Here is a 22,309-nt window from a genome sequence, read left to right as displayed (position 1 = left end):
CGGTTCACACGGGGTGACCGACCCCGCGGGTCGGTCACCGTGCCTCTCCGAGAACCGGTACCCGTACCCCCGGCACATCCCCGTACAAGGTGGTCCGCCTGCGCACCGGACGCCCCACCGCCGCCGCCAGGGCCGCGAAGTCGGCGGGGGTGAGGCCCTGGCCGTGGGTGGCGCCCGCGGCCCGGCTGATGTTCTCGTCCATGAGCGTGCCGCCGAGGTCGTTGACACCGGCGGCGAGCAGCTGGCGGGCGCCGACCGGCCCCAGCTTCACCCAGGACGCCTGGATGTTGGGGATCGTGTCGCGGTAGGCGATCCGGGCGACGGCGTGCATGAGCACCGCCTCGCGCCAGGTGGGCCCTCTGCGCGCCGCGCGCTTGAGATGGACGGGCGCCGCCATGTGCACGAACGGCAGTGGCACGAACTCGGTGAAGCCTCCGGTCTCCCGCTGCAACGCGCGGGTCCGCAGGAGATGGCGGACCCAGTGTTCGGGGCGCTCGACCGAGCCGAACATGATGGTGACGTTGGAGCGCAGCCCGATCCGGTGCGCGGTGCGATGCACGTCGAGCCACTGCTCCGTGTCCAGCTTGTCGGGGCAGAGGACGGCACGGATCCCGTCGTCCAGGATCTCCGCGGCGGTCCCCGGGAGTGAGCTGAGCCCGGCCTCCCGGAGCCGGCGCAGATAGTCCTCGAGGGACTCCCCCAGCCTCCGGGCGCCCTCCCGTACCTCGAGCGCGGTGAAGCCGTGGATGTGGAGGTCGGGCAGGGCCTCGTGGATCGCCCGGGCGACCTCGACGTAGAAGTCCCCGTCGAACCTCGGGTGGATCCCGCCCTGCAGGCACACCTCGGTGGCCCCGAGTTCCCGGGCCTCGGTCGCGCGGGCGACGATCTCGTCGATCGTCAGGAGGTACGGCGTCCCGCGCAGGTTCAGGGACAGCGGCCCCTTGGAGAAAGCGCAGAACGTGCACCGGAACGTGCAGACGTTGGTGTAGTTGATGTTGCGGTTGGCCACGAACGTGACGTCCTCGCCGACGAGTTCGCGACGGATCCGGTCGGCCGCCTCCGCGACCGCGGCGACTTCGGGGCCACGCGCCGTGAAGAGCGTCAGCAGTTCGTCGTGGCCGGTCTCCTGTCCCGCCAGCACCCCGTCGAGCACCTCGCGGACCGCTCCCGAGGCGGCCGCCGGGCCGGGCAGGAGTACGACCGGGTCGGTGCCCGCGCCGGAGTACCAGGCCGAGGAGCGGCGGCCGATCTGGACGACCTCCGCGCCGGTGCCGACGTTGGCCGCGGCCTCGTACCGCTCGGGCCAGTGCGCGCCGGGGTCGTCGCGCCCCAGGAAGTCGGCGTCCGAGCGGTCGAGCACCGGGAAGCGCAGCCGTTCGTCGAGCCAGCGGTCGGCGGTGCGGGCGAACTCCGGGTGGACCGGCAGGCGGGGCGCCAGGACGTGGCCCGTCGCCTCCGTGGCTGCCCTGAGCACCCGGATCGCGGGCCAGGGGCGTTCCGGGTTGACGTGGTCGGCCGTCACCGGTGACACCCCGCCCCAGTCGTCGATGCCCGCGGCGATCAGCGTGCCGAGCCGTTCGGGGTCGGAGAGGTTGGGCGGTGCCTGGACGTGGATGTCCACCGGGAGGACGAGCCGCGCCAGCGCAACGGCCCGGATGTGCTCCTGTGGCGGGCAGGGCGGAGCGTCGCGCATCGCGGTGTGCGGCTTGGGGAGGAAGTTCTGGACGATGACCTCCTGCACATGGCCGTGTCGGGCATGCGAGGCGGCGATGGCGTGCAGCGCGGCGATCCGGTCCCGTTCGGTCTCGCCGATGCCGACGAGGATGCCGGTCGTGAACGGGATCCGCTGCCGGCCGGCTTCCTCCAGGGTCTCCAGTCGGCGGGCGGGCGCCTTGTCCGGTGCGCCGCGATGGGCGGGGAGGTCGGTCCGCAGTGACTCGATCATCATGCCCTGCGAGGCCGACACCCGTCGCAGGGTGGCGAGTTCGGACGCGGCGAGCGCTCCGGCGTTGGTGTGCGGCAGCAGCCCCGTCTCCGTGAGGACCAGCTCGCACATCGCCGCGAGGTAGTCCACGGTCGAGGCGTACCCGTGGTCCGCCAGCCATTCCCGCGCCCGCGGGTAGCGTGCCTCCGGCTTCTCGCCGAGCGTGAAGAGCGCCTCGTGACAGCCGGCTTCGGCTCCCCGGGACGCGATGTCCAGCACCTCCCCCGGCGACAGGTAGGGGGCGGGCAGGGTGCGCGGTGCGGTCGCGTACGTGCAGTAGCCGCACCGGTCGCGGCAGAGCCGGGTCAGCGGGACGAACACCTTCGGGGAGTACGTGATGCGGGTGCCGAAGGCGTCGTCGCGTCGTCGTCCGGCGGCGGCGACGAGGTCCGCCGTACTGCGCTGTGCGAGGTCGTCCACTTGTCGCTCCTGATCGTGGTCAGCTCATCCAGGCCGGCCGCTCGGTCAGCAGGCGGCGTCCGTTGGCGATGAAGAAGGCGCGGATGACGTTGCTGCGCCGCAACCGGGCGTTGGGCTCGTCGCCGAAGCTCGCGGCGAAGGCCTTGGCCTCGTCGGTGTAGAAGCCGCGCTTGCGGTACTTGCGGGTCTCCTCGTCGAAGATCTCCTCGATCATCGTGTCCGGGTCACGGTCCACGTACTCGGCGAACGACTGCAGCAGGTCCAGCCGTTCGTCGCGCTCCCGGGGTGTGAGGTCGGCGAGTGTGGCGGCGTACCGCTGGACGGATCGGTGAGCGACGAAGTCGGGACCGGGCACGATGCGACCTTTCCGGGTGGTCGGATGGGGAAGAGCCCTGGGACGGCCGAAGAGACGTCGGCCGTCCCGGGGAGTCAGTCCGGCAGACCGAACATCGCGGCGAGCGCCCGGACCTCCCTGCGCCGGTACGGGAGGGGGGCCTGCTCCTGGATCATTCCCTCGTCGATCAGTTCGGCGACGACCTCCGGGTCGCGGTGCAGGGAGTTGCCCCAGCGGCCGTCGAAGTAGAGCTCGTCGAAGCCGGGCCGGGGCCGCTGCCCGCCCGCCTCGGTGCCCTCGGCCGCGTAGCCGAGCAGCTGGATCTGGGCGACCGTGGCCGTGTCCGGGATGCCGAGCAGTTCGGCCATCTGCCCCCGCTTGCCGGTCAGGAGCTGGGTGCCGAGGCCCTCGTCCTGGGCGGCCAGCAGGGCGGCGCCGATGGCCATGCCCGTCTCGATGGCCGACAGCCACTCGGCGAACCGCCGTTCCCCGGCCATCACGTTGAAGTCGGGTGTCTTCAGGACGATCTCGTCGATGAACTGCTCGCTCCAGCCGTAACTGGAGGTCAGTGCCCCGGCGTCGATCAGGCCCTTCAGGTTGTCGCGCAGGTGCTCCCAGCCGGTCATGTCGATCGTCCAGTAGATGTGGACCGGTGCCTGGGAGGCCTGGGGCTGGTTGTAGAGCGCGTCGACGAGTCCGGCGAAGACGTCCTCGTCGGTCTCCTCGCGGTGCACGACGACCGCCTTGCGGATATGGCCCGCGTTGCCGTGGCAGGACTGGAGCCTGGCCGCCTCCAGGATCTTCTGGATCTTCTCGCGCTCGACCGGCTGCCAGGGCTTGTAGTAGCGGATCGAGCGGCGCCTGCCGACGGCCTCCTTGAACGTCAGGCCCAGGGACGACGGCGTCCCCGCCGCCTTTTCGGGCTGCACTGCTGTCATGGTGCCTCCAACTCGGTGTCTCCGACTCATGGGGCCTGCGGCGCCGGGTGGCGCAGGAGGTGCTTCTGGATCTTCCCCACGGAGGTGCGGGGGAGCTCCGGGACGACGTACACGGCATCGGGGACCTTGAACTTCGCCAGCTCCTCGCGGCAGTGGGCGATCACCTCGGCGGGGTCGACGTGCGCGTCCGGACGCGGGACGACGTAGACGTGGATCGCCTCGTCGAGCATCGCGTCGGGGACCCCGACCGCCGCCGACTCCAGGACGCCCTCGATCCGGTCGACGACGCGCTCGATCTCACCGCAGGCGACGTTCTCGCCGGAGCGCTTGATCATGTCCTTGGCGCGGTCGACGAAGTAGAGGAACCCGTCGGCGTCGGTGCGGACGACATCGCCGGTGTGCAGCCAGCCGTCGGCGAGCGCGGCCGCGGTCGCTTCCGGGTCGTCGAGGTATCCGCTCATCAACGTCAGCCCGGGCTCCCCGCCGACCAGGAGCCGGCCGGGTTCCCCGGGAGCGACGTCGGCTCCGTCGGGGTCCACGATCCGCAGCCGGGTGCCGGGGAGGGGGCGTCCTATGCTGAGCGGATTCCGCGGCCCGTACAACGGATTGACGGTGGGAGGAATCACGGTCTCCGTCATTCCGTAGAGCTGCACGAGCGGCGTACGGAAACGGCGCTCGAATTCGGCGGCCTGGTCCGGTGAGACGTTCTGCGCGAACAATGTGGCCCGGAGGGAATGACCGGCGGGAGATACGTCTGCGGTGGATTCGCCGTCGGTGGTCGCGGACGAATTCCCCTCGCCGTTCCCGCGCTTCGCGAGGATCATCCGGATCGGCGCGGCGAAGAGGCTGGCGAGCGTGGCCCCGAGTTCCGCGGCCTGTTCCGGCCATCTGCCGGCGCTGAATCGGGGGGTGAGCGCGATGGACGCGCCCGTGACGAGCACCGGCATCGAGCAGTAGTACTGCGCGTTGCCGTGGAAGAGCGGCAGGACCACGAGGAAGCGGTCGTCGGGCCGCAGCCGGACATGCCCCGCGACCGCGTCCCCGACGGCGAGATACGCGGCGTGTGTGATCTGCACGCCCTTGGGCCGGCTGGTGGTCCCCGAGGTGTAGAGGACACCCAGCACATCGCCGGGAGCGGCGTTCGGTGGGCCCGTACGGCCGGTGACATCGCCGGTCCAGTCCGTGGTGACGTCGACGACCTGATCGGCGCCCGCCTCCCGCACGGTGGGGACGAGGCCCGGTTGGGTCAGCACGGTCCGGCAGCCGGAGTGGCCGAGCAGGTACCGCAGTTCCGCGGCGGTGGAGAGGGGGTTGGTCGGCACCATGACCGCGCCGAGATGGGCGGCGGCGAACCAGATGTCGTAGAACTCGGGGCAGTTGGCGAGGTGGACGCCGAACCGGGTGCCGGCCGAGATGCCGAGATTCGCCAGGGCGGTGGCCGTCCGCCGGGCGCGGACCTCCTGTTCGGCCCAGCTCGTCGTCTCGACGACTCCCGGTTCGCGTTCGAAGACAAGAAAGGGAGCGTCCCCACGGATGGACGCCTGGGACGAAAGGACACCGGAGACGGTGTCGGCACCACGGGCCGGAGCGATGAAAACCACGGATGCGATGGTGCGATCCGTACATCACCTGGCTTCCAACCCTTTCTCAACGCTCGCTCAACGGCTGTCGGTCTCCGGCCTTTCGCATTCCGGGGATATTGCCCCCGGTAGGGCTCTGTGCTAGCTGTTTCCCGTGACCCGCATCCTCGTCGTCGACGACGATCCGCGTATCCGGTCCCTGGTACACCGGCAGTTGAGCGAGGCCGGGTACGAGGTGACCGAGGCGACCGACGGGCGCGCGGCCCTGGAGCGGATGGCGGACGAGGCTCCGGCGCTCGTCGTCCTCGACCTGTCGTTGCCCGGGGTGGGAGGTCTGGACGTGCTGCGGGCGGTGCGTACGGGACGGGCGGGGGCCGCCGAGGACCTGCCGGTCATCATCCTGTCGGGCCGGGGCGGCGAGACCGACCGGATCGTCGGTCTCGATCTGGGTGCCGACGACTACCTCGTCAAGCCGTTCTCCCCGGCGGAACTGGCCGCGCGGGTCCGCTCCGTCCTGCGCCGGGCGGGGCCGGACCCGGCGGGATGCATCGTCAACGGGCCCCTGCGGATCGAGCCCGCCACGCACGAGGTGTGGGTGGAAGGCAGCCGGGTCGAGCTCACGGCCAAGGAGTTCGACCTGATCGTGTTCTTCGCGAGCCACCCGCGGCAGGTGTTCACCCGGCACCAGCTGCTGCAGCACATCTGGAAGTCTGCGGAGTGGCTCGGCGAGGCGACCGTCACGGAGCATGTCCACCGGGTGCGCGGCAAGCTTCAGGCCGCGGGCGGGCCCCGTATGATCCGCACGATCCGGGGAGTGGGCTACAGCTTGGACGTCCCGGTATGAGACCGCTCAGGATCGTCGGCCTGGGCGGCGGCATCGGTGCGTCCAGACTCTGGAAGGCGTTGCTCGCCCACGGTGGCGAGATCGATCTGACCCTCGCCGTGAACACGGGCGAGGACCTCTGGATCCACGGTCTGCGGGTCTGCCCGGACCTCGACACGGTGCTGTACGCGCTCTCCGGGCGCCAGGACTCGGAGCGCGGATGGGGTGTCAGGAACGAGACATGGCGCTGTATGGAGACACTCGGCGGCATCGAGGGCCACCAGTGGTTCCGTCTCGGCGACCGCGACCTGGCCGTCCACCTCCACCGGACCGGGCGGCTCCGGGACGGCCATCTCCTCACCGAGATCACCGCGGACCTGGCCCGCGGCTTCGGGATCGGCTGCCGGATTCTTCCGGCGACGGACGCCGAGCTCACGACCCGTGTGGTGACGGACGACGGGAGGGACCTGCACTACCAGGAGTTCCTCGTGCGCGAGCAGGCGGCTCCCGCCGTCGCGCGCACGTACATCCGGGGACCGGCCCTCGCCGAACCGGCCGCCGGGCTCCTCGCGCACGTCGCCTCGGCCGATCTCGTCGTCATCGGCCCCAGCAATCCGGTCGCCAGCCTCGGGCCGATCCTGCACCTCACCGGAGTGCGCGAGACGCTCAGGGCCGCCCGCGACCGGACGGTGGCCGTCACCCCGATCGTCGGGTCGGTGCCGATCACCGACCCCGGCGAGAACACCCGGGCTCGCAGCCGCGCCCGCCTGCTGACCGCCGCCGGCTTCGCCGCGGACCCCGTCGGTGTCGCGGCCTTCTACGCGGACGTGGCCTCAGTGTTCGTCCTCGACCGGGCCGACCTGTCACGGCTGCCCGCCGTGGAGGGACAGGGCCTGCGGGCCATCCCCGCCGACACGCTCCTCCATCAGGGCGCGGACGCCCCGCACCTGATCACGGCACTCCTCTCCCCCATCCGCGAAGCGGGCTCGCCCACGCCCTCTCCGGCAGGAAGGCGCCTTCCCGGTTCCCGCCTGCCTCACTAGGCTCGCTGTGACCATTGATCAAGAAAGTGGGGGATCCATGAAGCACTTGTCCGTAAGGGCTGCGGGCAGCGCGGTGGCGGCCGCCGCCGCGCTGCTGGCTCTCGCCGCACCCGTGTCCGCCGCGGCCGACGAGCCGCTGCTCCCGCACCCCGGCCCCGACGGCCTGCTGTGGGTGCCTGAGGGCACCGGGGACGGCGGAGCGGTCTCGGGCGGCCTGAACTCGCGGTTCCCGACCGTGGTCACCGTCGCCTGCCAGGGCGGCGGCGACGTGGTCGTGACCTTCGATGCCGGCGCCGAGCACGTCTCGTTCCCGGTCGACTGCCCGGTCGACGAGCCCGGCCAGGGAGCCGTGACCATCGAGCCCGGCCTCTCGGGATCGTTCGTCGTGGGCGTGGACGCCTCGGCGGACACCATCCGGTGGTCCCTGACGGTGGTTCAGCCCGAGGGGTAGCGGAGCACCCTCTCCCTGTCCTCCCGGACCGGCGTGTGCCGCGTCGCCCGCGTGCGTCCGGCACACGCCGACCGGCCCCCGCCCCGAGCAGATCACCGGTGTGCGCCGGAGTGCCCCCGACCCTGCGGGTAGCGCGTTCGCATACCGATTAGCGATTCAGAACCGCGTGCCATCGCACGCCCCTTGTCGTGCTCCCACGCCCCGATGCCGCCGGCCTTTACGCGGAGCCGATTCGGTAACACTGCTGGTAGTTCTCTCGCCGACATGAGTCGGCCGAAATCCCCAGCCTTTCATTCAGGGCTTTCCATGTCAGGACCGGTACAGCCATGCCTTCCCGTCTCGTGTTGCTCAAAGATGGTCCGAGCGTCGCTCCGCAGGTAGTGCAGGCGCCGTCGGGTGAAACGGGCGCTCCGGTGAAGATCGCCTACTACGGCGGCTACGAGCATTACGAATTCACCGGCGAGTTCGCCGACATCGGTGAGGGCCCGATGCCAGTGTACCGCTGGACGCACCATCAACCTGGAGCGGAATAGCCCCGGAACGGATATCCCCGAAGCGAACCGGGAGCGAATAGTTCCGGTTTCCGCTTCGGTGTCGATGGCGACGGGCGGTTTCCGAAAGAAAATCCGCAGTCGCACCCGCTTTCCCGATGCGCCACGAGCGCACCGTCAGGCGCCTTCTGGAGGTCAGGATGAGCAATGTTGTGAGCGCGCGGGACGTCATGGTCACCGGCATGGGGTTCTGCCTGCCGGGCACCGGCCGGCCGGTCTTCTCCGCGGACGACATCTGGGACGTGGCGTCGCGCGGTGCGTCGTGCCTGATGCAGGAAGACGTCTACTACGGTGCGGTCGACCTGTCACCGGCCATGTTCGAGGCGCGGCTGCCGGACATCCCGCCGGCGTTCTCCCGGCACTACACCAACGCCCACAGGTTCGGGTTGGTCTCGCTGGTGGAGGCCTGCTCGGACGCCGGTCTCGACTTCCGCGCGGGTGACCTGACCGGGGCGGCCGTTCTGGCCGGGCGCGGCGGCGTGGACACCAACGTGGGGCCCTACCTGGCGGTGCTCCAGGCCGATCCGCTGACGACGGGGCCGCAGGAGGCCATGGAGCTGTTCGTCCGGGGCCAGCAAGGTCTCACCCCGTCCGACGTCGCCCTGGTGCAGGCGGCTGTCCTGCGGTCGACCGGCCCGTGCTTCACCGTGTCCTGCGGATGCGCCTCGTCCGCGGTGCAGATCGGCACCGCCCGGCAGATGATCGCCGAGGGTACGGCCGACCTGGTCGTCGTGTCGGGGGTGGACCTCTTCGGGCTGGACGTCATCCTGAACGTCCAGCGGCTGCTGCGCTCAGCCCAGGGCGCGTACGAGGCGGTCCGGGTGGACGGCATGCCGGAGCTCCTGCCGTCCTTCGACCGCATGATGCGCCCGTACGACCGCCGGGCGGACTGCGTGAACCACGGCGAGGGCGCTGCCACCCTCGTCCTGGAATCCCGGGAGCACGCCGAGCGGCGAGGCGCACGCGCCTACGGTCAGGTGCTGGCCAACGCCATGACCCGTGACGGCCTGATGAATCCGTTGGCCAGTGACGTCAGCGGAGCCTCCCTGGTGGAAGCCGTCCGCCGGTGTCTGGGAGACCGGTGGGACCTGTCGCAGGTGCCGTACGTCCACGGCGGCAGCGATGGCGACGTGGTGGTCACCGCGTTCGAGGCGAACGCGGTCAGGCAGCTCTACGGCCCCGGCAGCGACTTGGTGATGACCTCTCAGGAGGCCTGCTTCGGTCACAACGGGGCGCCGTCGGGCTGCGTCGGGGTGGCGCTGTGCCTGCTGATGATGCAGCGGGGTCAGGTGTGTCCCACGGCGAACTGTGAGGAGCCCGCCGACGGGCTGCCGTTCGATCCGGTTCCCGGCACGACCAGCAGGCCTCTCGACTTCGACTACGCGCTGACCTGCAACTACCAGATCGGCGGGGTGAAGAACGTGATTCTCGTCGGCAGCCCGGACGCCGTCTGACGACGGTGCCCGATCCGACGAGCCCGGACTCCAGGTGAGGGAGAAGCTCGTGGCACGGACCGAGTGGAACGCAGAAGCCGGCACCGACGGACGTATAGCCGTCGTCGGTATGGGCTGCCGGCTGCCCGGGGGCGTCGACTCCCCCGCCGACCTGTGGCGGCTGCTGGCCGCCGGCCGCGACGCGGTCGGGGATCCGCCGCCCGGTCGGGCGGATGTCGGGCGGTCGCCGGATGCCGCGCTGTCCCGGCAGGGCGGCTGGCTGAGGGACATCCGCGGTTTCGACGCGGCGTTCTTCGGGGTCTCCGGGCGGGAGGCGGATCTGCTCGATCCCCAGCACCGGCTGTTGCTGGAGGTGTCCTGGGAGGCCCTGGAGCACGCGGGGCTGCCACCGGACCGCCTCGTGGGTACGTCCACCGGGGTGTTCACCGGGCTGAGCTACACCGACTACATGGACCGTCTGGCGGGTCATCCCAGGGAGTTGGAGGGGTCGGTCCTGACGAACGGGCACTGTGTCGCGCCGGGGCGGGTCTCCTATCTGCTGGGGTTCGAGGGCCCGTCGGTGGCCCTGGACACGGCGTGCTCGTCCTCGCTCGTCGCCGTGCATCTGGCGGGCCAGGCGCTGCGGAACGGTGAGTGCGATGTCGCGCTCGCCGGGGGTGTCACGTTGATGCTCGCCTCCAGGACGACACGGTCGTTCGTCCGGATGGGCATGCTCTCGCCCACGGGGCGCTGCCGCGCGTTCGACGCGGCGGCCGACGGATTCGTCCGTGGTGAGGGCTGTGCGGTCGTCGTACTGAAGCGTCTGCGTGACGCCGCACGGGACGGTGACCGGGTGCTGGCCGTGGTACGGGGCTCGGCCGTGAACCAGGACGGCCGGTCGGACGGCCTGGCCGCGCCGTCGGCGGCGGCCCAGGAGGCGCTGTTCCGTCAGGCCCTGGCCCGTGCCGGGGTGGCTCCGGGCGACGTGGGCATGATCGAGGCGCATGGCACGGGCACGCCGGTGGGCGACCCGGTGGAGTTCACGAGTCTGGCCCGCGTCTACGGGAACGGCCCGGGCCGCTGCGCGCTGGGTTCGGTGAAGACCAATCTGGGGCACCTGGAACCCGCGGCGGGAGTCACCGCTCTGCTGAAGGCGGTCATGTGCCTTCAGCAGGGTGTCGTTCCGCCGAGCCTGCACTTCACCCGCTGGAACCCGGCCATCGCGTCCGCGGGCACACGTTTCTTCGTTCCCGGCCGGCTGACGGACTGGCCGATCCGGACCTCGGCCAGGCTGGCCGCCGTGTCCTCCTTCGGGTTCTCCGGTACGAACGCCCACGTGGTGCTGGAGCAGGCGCCCGCCGCGGCCGTGCGCCCGATGCCGGGCCGTCGTACGGGCGGCCTGGCGGGGGCGGCGGCCGCGGAATCGTTCGCCCTGCTGGTGCCGGCGGGCTCGGCCGCCGCGCTGCCCACGGCGGCGCGGCGGCTCGCCGACTGGCTGGAGGGCGACGGCGCGACCGTGCCGCTCGGCGACATCGCCCATACCCTCGCGCTGCGCCGCCCGGCGGGGCGCGGGCGCCTCGGTGTGGTGGCGTCCTCGCACGCGTCGCTCGTCCGCGCCCTGCGGTCGTACGCCGCCGGGCAGGCGGTCCCGGATGTGGTGTCCGGGGAAGTGGCGGCCGGTGTCAGCAGGCGGCCGGTATGGGTGTTCTCGGGGCAGGGCTCCCAGTGGCGGGGCATGGCCCGCACCCTCCTCGCGCACGAGCCCGCCTTCGACGCCGCCCTGTCCGAGGTCGAGCCGCTGATCGCCGCCGAGGCCGGCTTCTCCGTGCGGGACGTCCTGCGGGAGGGCCGGGAGGTGACCGGGTGCGGACGGGTGCAGCCCGTGCTGTTCGCCGTACAGACCGCTCTGGCCGCCACCTGGCGGGCCTATGGGGTGGAGCCCGCCGGGGTCGTGGGCCACTCGATGGGCGAGGTCGCCGCCGCTGTCGTGGCGGGGGCCCTGTCCCTGGAGGACGGTGTCCGGGTGATCTGCCGGCGCTCCGCCCTGCTCACGCGTGTCTCGGGAACCGGCGCCATGGCGACCGTCGCCCTGGGCCGTACCGAGGTCGAGGCGGACCTGGAATCCGCCGGCGCCTCGGCATCGGTCTCCGTCGCGGTCCTGGCCGCGCCCGGTTCCACCGTCGTGGCCGGCGACACGGCGACCGTCGAGCGCCTGGTCGAACGCTGGGACGCCCGGGGCATACCCGCCCGGCTGATCGCGGTGGACGTCGCGTCGCACTCCCCGCAGGTGGAGCCGCTGCTGGACGAACTGGCCGCCGGCCTCGCCGATCTCAGGCCCGGCCCGCCGGTCGTACCGTTCTACTCCACCGTGCTGGACGATCCGCGCACGGTCCCGGGCTTCGACGCCGCGTACTGGTGCCACAACCTGCGCCGTCCCGTACGGTTCGCGGAAGCGGTCCGCGCGGCCGCCGGGGACCGGCACACGGTGTACGTGGAGGTGTCCCCGCACCCGGTCGTCACCCATGCCCTCACCGGCAGCCTGCGGGAACTGGTCGACGTTCCCGTCGTCCTGCCCACGCTGCGGCGCGAGGAGAACGAACAGGCCACCTTCCGCGCTCAGTTGGCCGCCCTGCACTGCGCGGGCGTCCCCGTCGACTGGGCCGTCCTGTACGGCGGGGGCACGCTCGCGGACGTGCCCACCATCGCCTTCGACCGCAAGGAGCACTGGGTGGATCCGGGCGACCGGCCCGACGGCGGCGGGACCGCGGCGGGTTCCGGTCTCCCGGCGGCTTCCGGTCTCCCGGCGGGTTCCGGGGCGGACAGCGCGCGGAGTTCCCTGCCCGGAGTCCACACGCGGATACCGGGCCGTCCCGTCCGGCACACCTGGCGGGGAGAAGCCGGAACGCGTGCCCACCCCTGGCTGGCCGATCACAAGGTGAACTCGGAGGTGGTTCTGCCGGGGGCCGCCTACTGCGCCCTCGCCCTGACCGCCGCCTGCCGGACCTTCCACGCGCCACCGCGCGATGTCGAGGTCGGTGACATCGCCTTCCATGAACTGCTGGCCCTCGCCGACCGCACCGAGATCACCATGACGGCGGACGTGACCGCCCAGGGGCGCGCCACCTGCCAGGTCTTCGCACCCTCCGGCGGTGCTGGGGACGGCCCGGACGACGACGGTGACGACGGCGACGGCGGCGACGGCGACGGGCCGTGGGCGCTGCATGCCAGTGCCGCCCTGAGTTCGGGCCGCGCCCTGCGCGAACTGGCGCCCGTCTCCCCGCACGCGATGGCCGCGGAACATCCCGTCGCGTTGCCCGCCGCCACCCTGTACCGGCGTCTGCGCTCGCGCGGCCTCCACCACGGAGACGCGTTCGCGGGGCTCAGCGAACTACGTCTGTCGCCCACCGGGGACAGTATCTGGGGGCGGGTCGGTCTCCCGGCCTCGGCCGGTCCCACGCCGGACTCCCTGTGCGTCCATCCGGTGCTCCTGGACCTGTGCGCCCAGCTGGCCGTGGCATTGCTGGTGCACGAGGACGCCGGGAGCGGCCTGGTCCTGCCCGTCCGCGCGCGGTCCCTGCGCGTCCACGGTGATCCCGCCGCGGTCGTCCACGGCCACGCGAAGATCACACAGCAGCAGCCCGACGGCGTCACCGCGGACATCCGCCTGCTGACGGGTGACGGACACACCGTGATCGCTCTGAACGGCATGCGGCTGCTGCACCGCGCCGTGCACGAAGCGCGCGAGGACGCCGCCGTGGACCGGTGGTTCTACTCCATCGACTGGCAGAGCGCGCCTGCCGGCGAAGCGTCCCCCGCGAGGCCGGCCGACCCCACGACGACAGGCCCGGCGCCGGCAGACCCGGTGGCGACAGACCCGGCACCGGCAGGCCCGGCGCCGGCAGACCCGGTGGCGACAAACCCGGCACCGGCCGGTCCCTGGCTGGTGGTCGGCGAGCCCGGCGCACAGGCCGGGGCACTCGCCAAGGCACTCCGCGCGTCGGGGGCCGCCGCTCGGACCCTCGCTCTCCCGGAGGGCGAGCACCGCCTCCCCGCCGTCCGGGCCCACCTCGCCGAGCGGGAACTGACCGATCCGCCGGGCGCCGTGGTGTTCCTGTGCTCACCGAGCGGCATGCCGGAGGAGGCCGGTACTGGCCGGCCGACGCCCGCTGCCGACCCCACGGTGGACGCCCTGACGCGCACCCGACGGCTTCTGGGTGTCGCCCAGGCCCTCGCGGACTGCCCGAGCTCCCCCAGGCTCTTCGTCCTCACGCGGGGCGCCCGCGCCGTCCGGCCGGGCGAGACGGAGGACCCCTCCCAGGGGCCGGTTCGCGGCCTCGCCCGCGTCCTGGCCCATGAGCACCCGGAGCTGCGTCCCACGCTCATCGACATGGGAGCGTCCGACGACGATCTCCGGCAGACGGCCGCCCTCCTGCTGCGCGGTGTGCCCGGAGACGAGATGGCCGTGCGGGGTGCGGAACAGCACGTGGCCCGGCTGGTCCCCGCTCCGCTGACGGAGCCCGAACGCCTGGCGGCGACCACCCGCACCGTGCGTTACGGCACGGACCGCTTCCGGCTCCGCGCGAGCCGGGCCGGAGACCTCGGTTCCCTGCGTCTCGCGGTGGGCGAAGAGCACCCACCGGGCCGGGGAGAGGTGGAGTTGCGGGTGGGCGCGGCAGGAGTGAACTTCCGTGACGTCCTGACCGTCATGGGGCTGCTCCCGGCCCCGGACCGGCCTACAGACCGGCGTGCATGCGGGCGTACGGGCCGGCGTACGGGCGGGCGTACGGGCCGGAGCACGGACCGGCCTGCGGACAGCGGTGACCGTATCGGCTTCGAGTGCACGGGGACGGTGACCGCCGTCGGCCCGGGCGTCGAGCATGTCCGGGTCGGTGACACCGTGCTGGCCGTCGACCTCGCGGGGGGCGCCTTCGCATCGTTCGCGACCGTCCGCGCCGACGCGGTGGTCCCCCTGCCGCCCGGCGCCGACGCCGTTGCCCTGGCGGGCATCCCGACGGCGTTTCTCACCGCCTGGTACTCCCTGCGCCATGTGGCGCGCCTCGCAGCGGGCGAACGCGTCCTGATCCACTCCGCCACCGGTGGTACGGGTCTGGCCGCCATCGCCGTGGCCCGGCACCTGGGGGCCGAGGTGCTGGCCACGGCCGGGAACGACGAGAAACGCGGATACCTGCGCGGGATGGGCGTCCGGCACGTCATGGACTCGCGCTCGCTGGACTTCACCGAACAGGCCCGGGAGGCGACCGGAGGCGAGGGCGTCGACGTCGTGCTCAACTCGCTCTCGGGACCGGCGATCCGGGCCGGCCTGGAGGCACTGCGTTCCTTCGGCCGGTTCGTCGAGCTGGGTGTCCGTGACATCCTCGCCGACGCCTCCCTCGGGCTGGCGCCGTTGCGGCACAACGTCACCTTCAGCACGGTCGATCTCATCGAACTGCAGCAGAACCGCCCGCAGGTGTTCCAGGAACTCCTGGGCGAGGTCATGGACCTGTTCGCCGCAGGCCATCTGAAGGCGCTGCCGTACCGGGAGTTCCCCCTGGCCCGGGCCACGGAGGCGTTCCGTCTGATGGCGGGGGCCGGTCACATCGGCAAGCTCGTCCTGACCGTGCCCGAGTGCGGGGAGACGGCCGCCGTGCACGCCGAGCCGCCCTCGCCGGTACGCGCCGACGGCGCCTACGTCGTCACCGGCGGGCTGCGCGGCGTGGGGCTGGCCACTGCGGCGCGTCTGGCCGAACTGGGCGCCGGGCACATCGTCCTCAACGGCCGTACGCCTCCCGGCGAGGCCACCCGAACCGAGCTGGCCCGACTGCGCGCCGCGGGCGCCCGTATCACCGTCGAACTGGGCGATGTCTCCCTGCCCGGAACAGCCGAACGGCTCGTGGCCGCGGCCACGGCGGACGGGTTGCCGTTGCGGGGAGTGGTGCACTCGGCCATGGTCCTGGACGACGCCGTCACCACCAACATCACCGACGAACAGCTCGAGCGCGTCTGGCAGCCCAAGGTCACCGCCGCCTGGCGCCTCCACGAGGCCCTGGCGCAACACCCGGCCGACTGGTTCGCGCTCTACTCCTCCATGGCGTCCCTGCTGGGCAACCCGGGTCAGGGCGCGTACGCCGCCGCCAACGCGTGGCTGGACGCCTTCGCCGCCTGGCGGACCGGCCGGGGGCTGCCCACCGTGGCCGTCAACTGGGGGCCGTGGGGACAGACCGGCGTCGCGACGGACTTCGCGGACCGCGGCTACGAGACGATTCCCACCGAGAGCGGTCTGCGTGCCCTCGAAGCGCTCCTCGCCCACCGGCGGGTGACGGCCGGTGTCCTGCCCGGCCGCCCGGAGACATGGATCCTGCCCGGCGTCCGCAGCGCGCCCTTCTTCGCACGCCTGGTGGACGGCCACGAGGCGGGGAGCAGCGCACGGTCCGGCGACACCTCGCCGGGCGACACCTCGCCGGGCAACGCATCGCCGGAGGGCCGGCCCGCCGACGGAGCCGACGTCCGTGCCCGCCTGGCGGGGCTCGACTCCCCTCTCGCCCGCCGTACGGCCCTGGAGGCCTATCTCGCCGAGCAGATGGCCACGGTCCTCCAGTCCGGCAACGCACGGCTGGACCCGCAGACACCGCTCCGCAGCCTCGGCTTCGACTCACTGCTGTCCATGGAGCTGCGCACCCGGCTGCAAGCGGGACTCGGTATCCAGCTCGCGAACAACTTCGTCTGGAAGCACCCCACGATCGCGGCACTCGCCACCGGTCTGGCCGACAAGATGGGACTGGTTCTGTCATGACGGCACCACCCGCGGGGCCTTGCCGTCAGAACGCAAAAGACGAAAGACGAAAGGCAGACGGCAGACGGCAGACGGCAGACGGCAGACGCAAAACTACGGAAAGAGGCGCCCGGCGACGTCCCCACCGGGGTCGTCGGCCAGAGCGATACGAGCGGTGACGCGCTTGCCGACCGGCTCCCGCTGGACCTCGAAGCCCTGGACGACAGCCATGACGATCTCCAGACCGTGCTGTCCGACCCGGCCCGGATCGGTCGTCCGGGCCACCGGCAGGACGGGGTCGCTGTCCCACACGACCACCTCCACCATGGCCGCGGCGACGCGCAGTTCCATCAGCACGGGTCCGGGGGCGTACTTGCGGGCGTTGGTGACCAGTTCGCTGACCACCAGCTGGGTCAGCTCCATCGCCCGCGCGGACACCGGCAGGCCGTGCTCGGCCTGGACGCGGGTGAGGAAGCCGACCGCGAGGTGACGGGCCTTGGCTATACAGGAACCGTCGCCTTCCAGGGCGACCGTCTCCTGGATCGGATCGGCACCCGGCCCCATACCGCCCTCACCACCGCGGACCGATGCCACTGAGTCCATCTTCGTTGCCGCACTCCCCGTTCATTCGCACGCGCGTACCCGCCGGGCCCTCTCTTATGCGTTCCTACCTTGATACGGGGCCCTTCGGGGCGCATCTCTCCGTAACATCCGGGCAGGCTTTCCACACATGTCCTACCCAAGTCCCCCCGACAACCAGCGCAGTTGAGGCAACTGTGACAGACATCCACGGAGCAGCAGGGCCCGCCCGGCTGTCGATCGGCCAGTCGACCGTCGACGGCGTCCGGGTCGTCACCCTGCGCGGCGAGATCGACCACAGCATCCGCGACCGCTTCCACCAGGCACTGATTCCTCCGTGCGATGCCATGTCACCGCGGACCGTGGCCGATCTCAGCGGCGTGACGTTCATGGACTCCAGCGGCATCAACGTCCTCATCGCCGCCCAGCAGGCAGCCGAAAAGGCGGACGGCTGGCTGCGCCTGGCGGGCCCTCAGGCCACCGTGCTGCGGGTGATGCGGCTCGTCGGCATCGACGTCCTCATCCCCTGCTACCCCACCCTCCGTCACGCCTTGGCCAACTGAGCCCACGTACCCACCGCTTCCCCGGGCCGGGTCACCGGCTCCAGAACCGGATCGTGCCCTCACTGTCACCGCCGGCCAGCGTCCTGCCGTCGGGACTCAGGGCGACGAACTGCCAATCGGCTTTGGCGGTCGGCTTGAGGGTGTCCGTGTTCTCACCGGTTCGCACGTCCCAGAACCGGATGGTGACGTCCTCGCCACTGCTGACGAGAGTCCTGCCGTCGGGGGCGAAGGCCACGGCGTTCACCCCCTCCGTGTGGCCCCTGAGCGTGGCCCTGAGACTGCCGGTCCGCGGGTTCCACAGCCGGACGGTGCGGTCGGCTCCGCTACTGGCCAGGGTCTTGCCGTCAGGACTGTAGGTGACCGACCACACCGAGTCGGTATGGCCTTCCAGGGTGGCGCTGTGCTCACCGGTCCGGGAGTCCCACAGGCGGATCATGCGGTCCTCGTCGCCGCCTCCGCTCGCCACGGTTCTGCCGTCGGGGGCGAAGGCCACCGTGTTCACTCCGTCGGTGTGGCCCTTGAGGGTGGCTCTGAGACCGCCGTCGCGCACGTTCCAGAGCCGAACGGTTCTGTCCCGGCTGCTGCTCGCCAGAACCTCTCCGTCCGGGCTGAAGGCCACCGACCACACCCGGTTCGTGTGGCCCACGAGGGTGAGTCCGGCTTCACGGGTTCTCGGGTCCCACAACCTGAGCGCAGCCTCGTCGTCACCGCCACCGGTGGCCAGGACCTTGCCATCGGGGCTGAAGGCGACCGACCACACATGGCTGTCGTGCGCCAGCAGCGTGCCGGTGCGCCTGCCGGTACCGGCGTCGCACAGACCGACCCTGCCATGGGCCTCCACACTGGCCAGGACCTTGCCGTCAGGGCTGAAGACGACCCTCCGCACCCACTCGGCCTGGCCGGTGATCGTGCGTCTGACGCGCCAGGGACCGGAGGACCCGTTCGAGCGCAGGAGATACACGCCGCTCGGGACGGCCACGGCGCTCACACCCAAGGCGTACAGCAGCGCGTAACGACGGGACATCCTGCGGCGCGCCGGCACGAGGGTGCCACCTGCCCCGGCGGCCGCTGCCGGCCCCTGCCGCTCCTCCGGGGATTCCGACGCCGGTCCCTGCCGCGCCTGCCGCCCCTCCGGGGATTCCGCTGCCGGTCCCTGCCGCTCCCCCGGAGACTCCGACGCCGGTCCCTGCCGCTCCTCCGCGGATTCCGGCCCGCCCGCTTCGTCCCCGGGCGGCTCCGGCCGGATGTCCGGCGCCGCCGGGACCGGGCCCGGTCGTGTCCTCGGTAAGGTCTCCGGCAGACGTACGGCGGCACGCACGGCCACCGTCTGCGCCAGGTCGGCCGGAAGCCAGTCCCCCAGCACGGGCGTTCCGTCACCCGGCGCGGGGCTCGCGGCCATGCCCGCCAGTTCCTCCAGAAGCCGGGGCACCGAGGGCCGCTCTCCGGGTTCCTTGGCCAGACAGCGTGCCACGAGGGTGCGCAGCCCTTCCGGGACTCCCCCCAGGTCCGGCTCCCGGTACACGATGCGGAACAACAGCTCTTGCAGGGACCCGGTACCGAAGGGCCCCGTCCCGGAGGCGGCGAACGCCAGCACCGAGGCCAGCGAGAAGACGTCGCTCGCCGGACCGATCCGCCGGCCCGTCAGCTGCTCCGGGGACATGAAGCCGGGTGTCCCCACGACCGTTCCGGTACGGGTGAGGACACTGGCCTCGTTCACCGCCGAGATCCCGAAATCGATGACCCTGGGACCGTCCGAGGCCAGCAGTACGTTCGACGGCTTCAGATCCCGGTGGACCACCCCGGCGGCATGGATCGCCCCGAGCGCCTCGGCCAGCCCCGCCCCCAGCGCCGCCACGGACCTCTCCGGGAGCGCCCCGAACGCGGCCACGGCGTCGGCCAACGACATGCCCGGCACATAGACCGTGGCGAGCCACGGGGGCACTCCGTGCGGATCGGCGTCGACCACACCCGCGGTGAACAGGCCGCTCACCTGACGCGCCGCATGGACCTCACGCGCGAAGCGGCGCCGGAAGTCCTGGTCGTCGGCGAGGTCCGGGCGGACCACCTTCACCGCCACCGAGCGTCCGCCCCGCGACACCCCCAGATAGACCTGCCCCATCCCGCCGGCACCCAGCCGCGCCACGATCCGGAACGGCCCCACCTCGCTCGGGTCGTCGGCCTCCAGGGCCGTGAACGCCTGCACCATGTGCCCCCTCCGCACTGCCACCCGCTCGCGCGTGCGAGTCAATCATGGGCGTGCGGGGCGACCGGGACCACCGTCCGTCGGCGGCTTCTCAGGACGAGCACCGTTGCCGCGACGAGTACCGCACCGTCCGACGGAGAGCCACTTCACGGTCTTCCCGGGTCGCACCGGACCATGGAGACCACTCAAGACCGTAAAGCAGTCCTGACCGTCTGGTCGTGGGCTGCGGAAGGTGCGCCGGTAGCCCTGGGGCGTGATCCCGAGTCGTCGGGTGCCAGTGCGCTCCGCGTGAACCCCCCTGCCGGGGAACGGACGTTGGACCCACTCGGGCGCCAACAGGACTATTTGCGGGCCGGGTTGGCTTTCGGGGCCTTCCGCCAGGCCGATATCCGGCCTCCCTGCGCAGCGCGTACGTCGGAGCCCTCAGCGCTTCAGGGGCGCACGTAATGAGCGGATGAGACCTGTACGCGCCCCTATGGGTACGGGGAAAATGAGCCACCCCAGCACTCGCGCGCCGGTGGTGTCGCACCACCGCCGCAAACGTTCCGTGAAAGCAGGTCCGCCGTCTTGCTGTTGCATCTGCCCACATCCATATCCGAAGCACAGAAGTGCCTGGCCGACGGGGCGGTGCCGATCGGCGGCGCCACGCTCGTGTGGGCCACCTGGCAGCGGGACGGGTTCCCGGAGCAGGCCATGTCCCTGCGGAACCTGCCGGAGGCCAACACCATCGGGCCCGGGACGCTGGGCGCGGCCGTCGTCCTGAACCGGATCGTCGACCGGGTACCGGAGACACTGCGCCGGGCGGCCGCCACGGTGGGGACCGGAGCCGTACGCCGGACGGCCACGGTCGGCGGCAACCTCCTCGGCAGCACGCTGCGCTGCCTGCTGCCCGCGGCACTCGTGCTGGAGGCCCGTGCGACGCTGCTGGACCGGGACGGGACCGTCGAGGCGGACCTGGCCGAGGTGCTGGGGCAGCGCCGTCTTCTTGTCAGCATCCAGTGGCGCGATCCGGTGGCCAGCGGGTACCGCAAACTGTCCGGCGAGGCCGGCGGCGAGCCACCCGTGGTCGTCGCGGCGGCGGTGCACGCCGACGGCGACGGACAGCACCGCCTTCGTGTCGCGGTCCGGGACGGCTACGAGGTGATCAGTGAGAGCACCCCGTGCGACACCGATGCCGAGGAAGCCCTGTCCGCCCTGGAGCGTACGGCCATCGGCGCGCTTCCCTCCACGGCTCGGGAAGCGGTCCGCCGGCAGGTCACAGAGGTGTTGACCCGCCCGGTCGGCCACTGAGCACACAGCCGCCCGCGCGGAACACCAGGTGGACGTGGTCAGGCCAGGGTCACCTCCACCGGCAGCTTCTTGATGCCGTTGACGAAGTTGGACCGTACGCGCGGGACGTCGCCGACCAGGCGGATGTCCGCCAGGCGCGGGATGAGCTCCTCGAACATGATGCGGATCTCGGTGCGGGCGAGCAGGTTGCCCAGGCACAGGTGGGGGCTGCCCTTGCCGAAGGTGACGTGGTCGTTGTTCTGCCGCGTGACGTCGAAGTCGTACGGGTTGCCGAAGACCTCCTCGTCACGGTTGCCGGAGGCGAACCACATGACGACCTTGTCGCCCTCCTTCACCCGCTTGCCGCCGAGTTCGACGTCACGCGTCGCGGTACGGCGGAAGTGGTAGACCGGTGAGGCCCAGCGCAGGAACTCCTCGACCGCCGTGGGGATCAGGGACGGGTCGTCCTTGAGCCTGGCCAGCTGCTCGGGGTGCTGGAGGAGGGCCAGCATGGAGTGGGAGATGGTGTGCCGGGTGGTCTCGTTGCCGGCCACCACCAGGAGGAGGAAGTAGTTGTCGAAGTCCTGGGCGGACAGCGGGACTCCGTCGCGCGGGGTGGTGTTGACGAGCTTGGAGACCAGGTCCGTGCCGTCACCGCCGCGCCGCCGGCGTGCCAGCTCACGGCCGTACTCGAAGACCTCGACGGAGGCGGGCGACCGGAACGGCAGGTCGCGGTACTGCTCGCTCTCCGCGCTGTGCAGGAGCACGTCCGCGTAGTCGGGGTCGGTGTTGCCGATGATGCGGTTGCCCCAGTCGATGAGCCGCTGGTTGTCCTCCGGCGGCACGTCGAGGAGCCGGGCCAGGACGTTGATCGGGAAGTCCGCGGAGACATCGGCGACGAAGTCGAACGTGCCCTTGGCCAGGGCCGCGTCCAGGGTCTGCGCGGTCAGCCCGCGCAGGAAGTCGCCGTAGCTGTTGATGACGCTCGCGCCGAACTGCCGCTGGATGACACTGCGCAGCGCGCGGTGGCGGACGCCGTCCAGCTCCAGGATGGAGGCGCGCTTCTTGATCTGGTCCTCGTCGACCTCTTCGAGGTTGACGAACTTCGCCGAGGTGAAGGTCTCCGGGTCGCGGTCGACACGGGCGATGTCCGCGTGCCGGGTCACCGCCCAGAAACCGGAGTTCGGTGCCTGCTCCGGCTGCCAGTGCACCGGGTCCTCGTGGCGCAGGGTGTGGAACATCCGCCAGGGGGTGACCCCGTCGGCGAAGTTGTCGAGGTCGGCGAGGTCCACCCGGTCGAGCGGCAGGGGCTCGTCGAGGGCGGCGCGCAGTTCGGCCCGGGTGGTGGGGACGGCGGGAACGGTGGGGC

15 protein-coding genes are annotated in these 22,309 nt (G+C 71.7%); 8 read left to right on the top strand and 7 right to left on the bottom strand.

What is annotated here, in order from left to right; translation table 11 throughout:
* Positions 1-34: 34 nt before the first annotated feature.
* The 4 genes from FNH04_RS10230 to FNH04_RS10215 form a co-directional block, all read right to left on the bottom strand.
* Positions 35-2,404, bottom strand: coding sequence for a bifunctional FO biosynthesis protein CofGH (locus FNH04_RS10230; protein WP_322722860.1), 2,370 nt, complete (start codon positions 2,402-2,404; stop codon positions 35-37).
* A 19-nt stretch (positions 2,405-2,423) separates the two neighbouring features.
* Positions 2,424-2,759 (bottom strand): hypothetical protein, encoded by a 336-nt coding sequence (locus FNH04_RS10225; RefSeq protein WP_152782562.1) that lies wholly within the window; start codon positions 2,757-2,759, stop codon positions 2,424-2,426.
* A gap of 74 nt (positions 2,760-2,833) precedes the next feature.
* Complete coding sequence (locus FNH04_RS10220) at positions 2,834-3,676, bottom strand: nitroreductase family protein (protein ID WP_194236617.1); 843 nt, start codon at positions 3,674-3,676, stop codon at positions 2,834-2,836.
* A 26-nt stretch (positions 3,677-3,702) separates the two neighbouring features.
* Positions 3,703-5,277: a class I adenylate-forming enzyme family protein gene (locus FNH04_RS10215; protein WP_322722858.1), complete on the bottom strand. Its 1,575-nt coding sequence runs from the start codon at positions 5,275-5,277 to the stop codon at positions 3,703-3,705.
* A gap of 133 nt (positions 5,278-5,410) precedes the next feature.
* Here FNH04_RS10215 and FNH04_RS10210 point away from each other — a divergent pair, with 133 nt between their 5' ends.
* The 6 genes from FNH04_RS10210 (at position 5,411) to FNH04_RS10185 (ending at position 16,347) form a co-directional block, all read left to right on the top strand.
* Entirely contained in the window at positions 5,411-6,100 is a 690-nt protein-coding gene (locus FNH04_RS10210) for a response regulator transcription factor (protein ID WP_322722857.1), read from the top strand.
* Positions 6,097-7,122 carry a 2-phospho-L-lactate transferase CofD family protein gene (locus FNH04_RS10205; protein ID WP_152782556.1) on the top strand — a complete coding sequence of 342 codons (1,026 nt, stop codon included), beginning with the start codon at positions 6,097-6,099 and terminating at the stop codon, positions 7,120-7,122. The genes FNH04_RS10210 and FNH04_RS10205 overlap by 4 nt, the downstream gene beginning before the upstream one ends.
* Positions 7,123-7,159: 37 nt before the next feature.
* Entirely contained in the window at positions 7,160-7,573 is a 414-nt protein-coding gene (locus tag FNH04_RS10200) for a hypothetical protein (RefSeq protein WP_228031262.1), read from the top strand.
* 326 nt (positions 7,574-7,899) lie between these two features.
* Positions 7,900-8,106, top strand: a complete 207-nt coding sequence (locus tag FNH04_RS10195; RefSeq protein WP_152782554.1) for a DUF5988 family protein — start codon at positions 7,900-7,902, stop codon at positions 8,104-8,106.
* 158 nt (positions 8,107-8,264) lie between these two features.
* The gene (locus FNH04_RS10190) at positions 8,265-9,578 is read left to right on the top strand and encodes a beta-ketoacyl synthase N-terminal-like domain-containing protein (protein WP_228031261.1); all 1,314 of its coding nucleotides are present in this window, start codon (positions 8,265-8,267) and stop codon (positions 9,576-9,578) included.
* Positions 9,579-9,627: 49 nt separating this feature from the next.
* The gene (locus tag FNH04_RS10185; RefSeq protein ID WP_322722854.1) at positions 9,628-16,347 is read left to right on the top strand and encodes a type I polyketide synthase; all 6,720 of its coding nucleotides are present in this window, start codon (positions 9,628-9,630) and stop codon (positions 16,345-16,347) included.
* A 93-nt stretch (positions 16,348-16,440) separates the two neighbouring features.
* Here the strand turns inward: FNH04_RS10185 and FNH04_RS10180 are convergent, their stop codons facing one another.
* Positions 16,441-16,929: an ATP-binding protein gene (locus FNH04_RS10180; RefSeq protein WP_228031260.1), complete on the bottom strand. Its 489-nt coding sequence runs from the start codon at positions 16,927-16,929 to the stop codon at positions 16,441-16,443.
* A 173-nt stretch (positions 16,930-17,102) separates the two neighbouring features.
* Here FNH04_RS10180 and FNH04_RS10175 point away from each other — a divergent pair, with 173 nt between their 5' ends.
* Positions 17,103-17,468 carry an STAS domain-containing protein gene (locus tag FNH04_RS10175; RefSeq protein ID WP_322722853.1) on the top strand — a complete coding sequence of 122 codons (366 nt, stop codon included), beginning with the start codon at positions 17,103-17,105 and terminating at the stop codon, positions 17,466-17,468.
* A 31-nt stretch (positions 17,469-17,499) separates the two neighbouring features.
* Here FNH04_RS10175 and FNH04_RS10170 read toward each other — a convergent pair whose 3' ends face one another.
* Entirely contained in the window at positions 17,500-19,674 is a 2,175-nt protein-coding gene (locus FNH04_RS10170; RefSeq protein ID WP_152782550.1) for a serine/threonine-protein kinase, read from the bottom strand.
* A 564-nt stretch (positions 19,675-20,238) separates the two neighbouring features.
* On the opposite strand from FNH04_RS10170, the gene FNH04_RS10165 reads away from it, so the two are divergent.
* Positions 20,239-20,961: an FAD binding domain-containing protein gene (locus FNH04_RS10165; RefSeq protein ID WP_152782548.1), complete on the top strand. Its 723-nt coding sequence runs from the start codon at positions 20,239-20,241 to the stop codon at positions 20,959-20,961.
* A 38-nt stretch (positions 20,962-20,999) separates the two neighbouring features.
* On the opposite strand, the gene FNH04_RS10160 is transcribed toward FNH04_RS10165, so the two are convergent.
* Positions 21,000-22,271 carry a cytochrome P450 gene (locus tag FNH04_RS10160; protein WP_152782584.1) on the bottom strand — a complete coding sequence of 424 codons (1,272 nt, stop codon included), beginning with the start codon at positions 22,269-22,271 and terminating at the stop codon, positions 21,000-21,002.
* Positions 22,272-22,309: the final 38 nt, after the last annotated feature.

The sequence above is a fragment of the Streptomyces phyllanthi genome (assembly GCF_009377205.1).
GTDB lineage: Bacteria > Actinomycetota > Actinomycetes > Streptomycetales > Streptomycetaceae > Streptomyces > Streptomyces phyllanthi.
This window is presented reverse-complemented; position numbering and strand designations above follow the sequence as displayed.

Excerpts from the sequence above, each read along its gene's own strand:
- FNH04_RS10180 (WP_228031260.1), bottom strand. The coding sequence starts at position 16,929 with ATGGACTCAGTGGCATCGGTCCGCGGTGGTGAGGGCGGTATGGGGCCG.
- FNH04_RS10205 (WP_152782556.1), top strand. The coding sequence starts at position 6,097 with ATGAGACCGCTCAGGATCGTCGGCCTGGGCGGCGGCATCGGTGCGTCC.
- FNH04_RS10220 (WP_194236617.1), bottom strand. The coding sequence starts at position 3,676 with ATGACAGCAGTGCAGCCCGAAAAGGCGGCGGGGACGCCGTCGTCCCTG.
- FNH04_RS10190 (WP_228031261.1), top strand. The coding sequence starts at position 8,265 with ATGAGCAATGTTGTGAGCGCGCGGGACGTCATGGTCACCGGCATGGGG.
- FNH04_RS10170 (WP_152782550.1), bottom strand. The coding sequence starts at position 19,674 with ATGGTGCAGGCGTTCACGGCCCTGGAGGCCGACGACCCGAGCGAGGTG.
- FNH04_RS10195 (WP_152782554.1), top strand. The coding sequence starts at position 7,900 with ATGCCTTCCCGTCTCGTGTTGCTCAAAGATGGTCCGAGCGTCGCTCCG.
- FNH04_RS10200 (WP_228031262.1), top strand. The coding sequence starts at position 7,160 with ATGAAGCACTTGTCCGTAAGGGCTGCGGGCAGCGCGGTGGCGGCCGCC.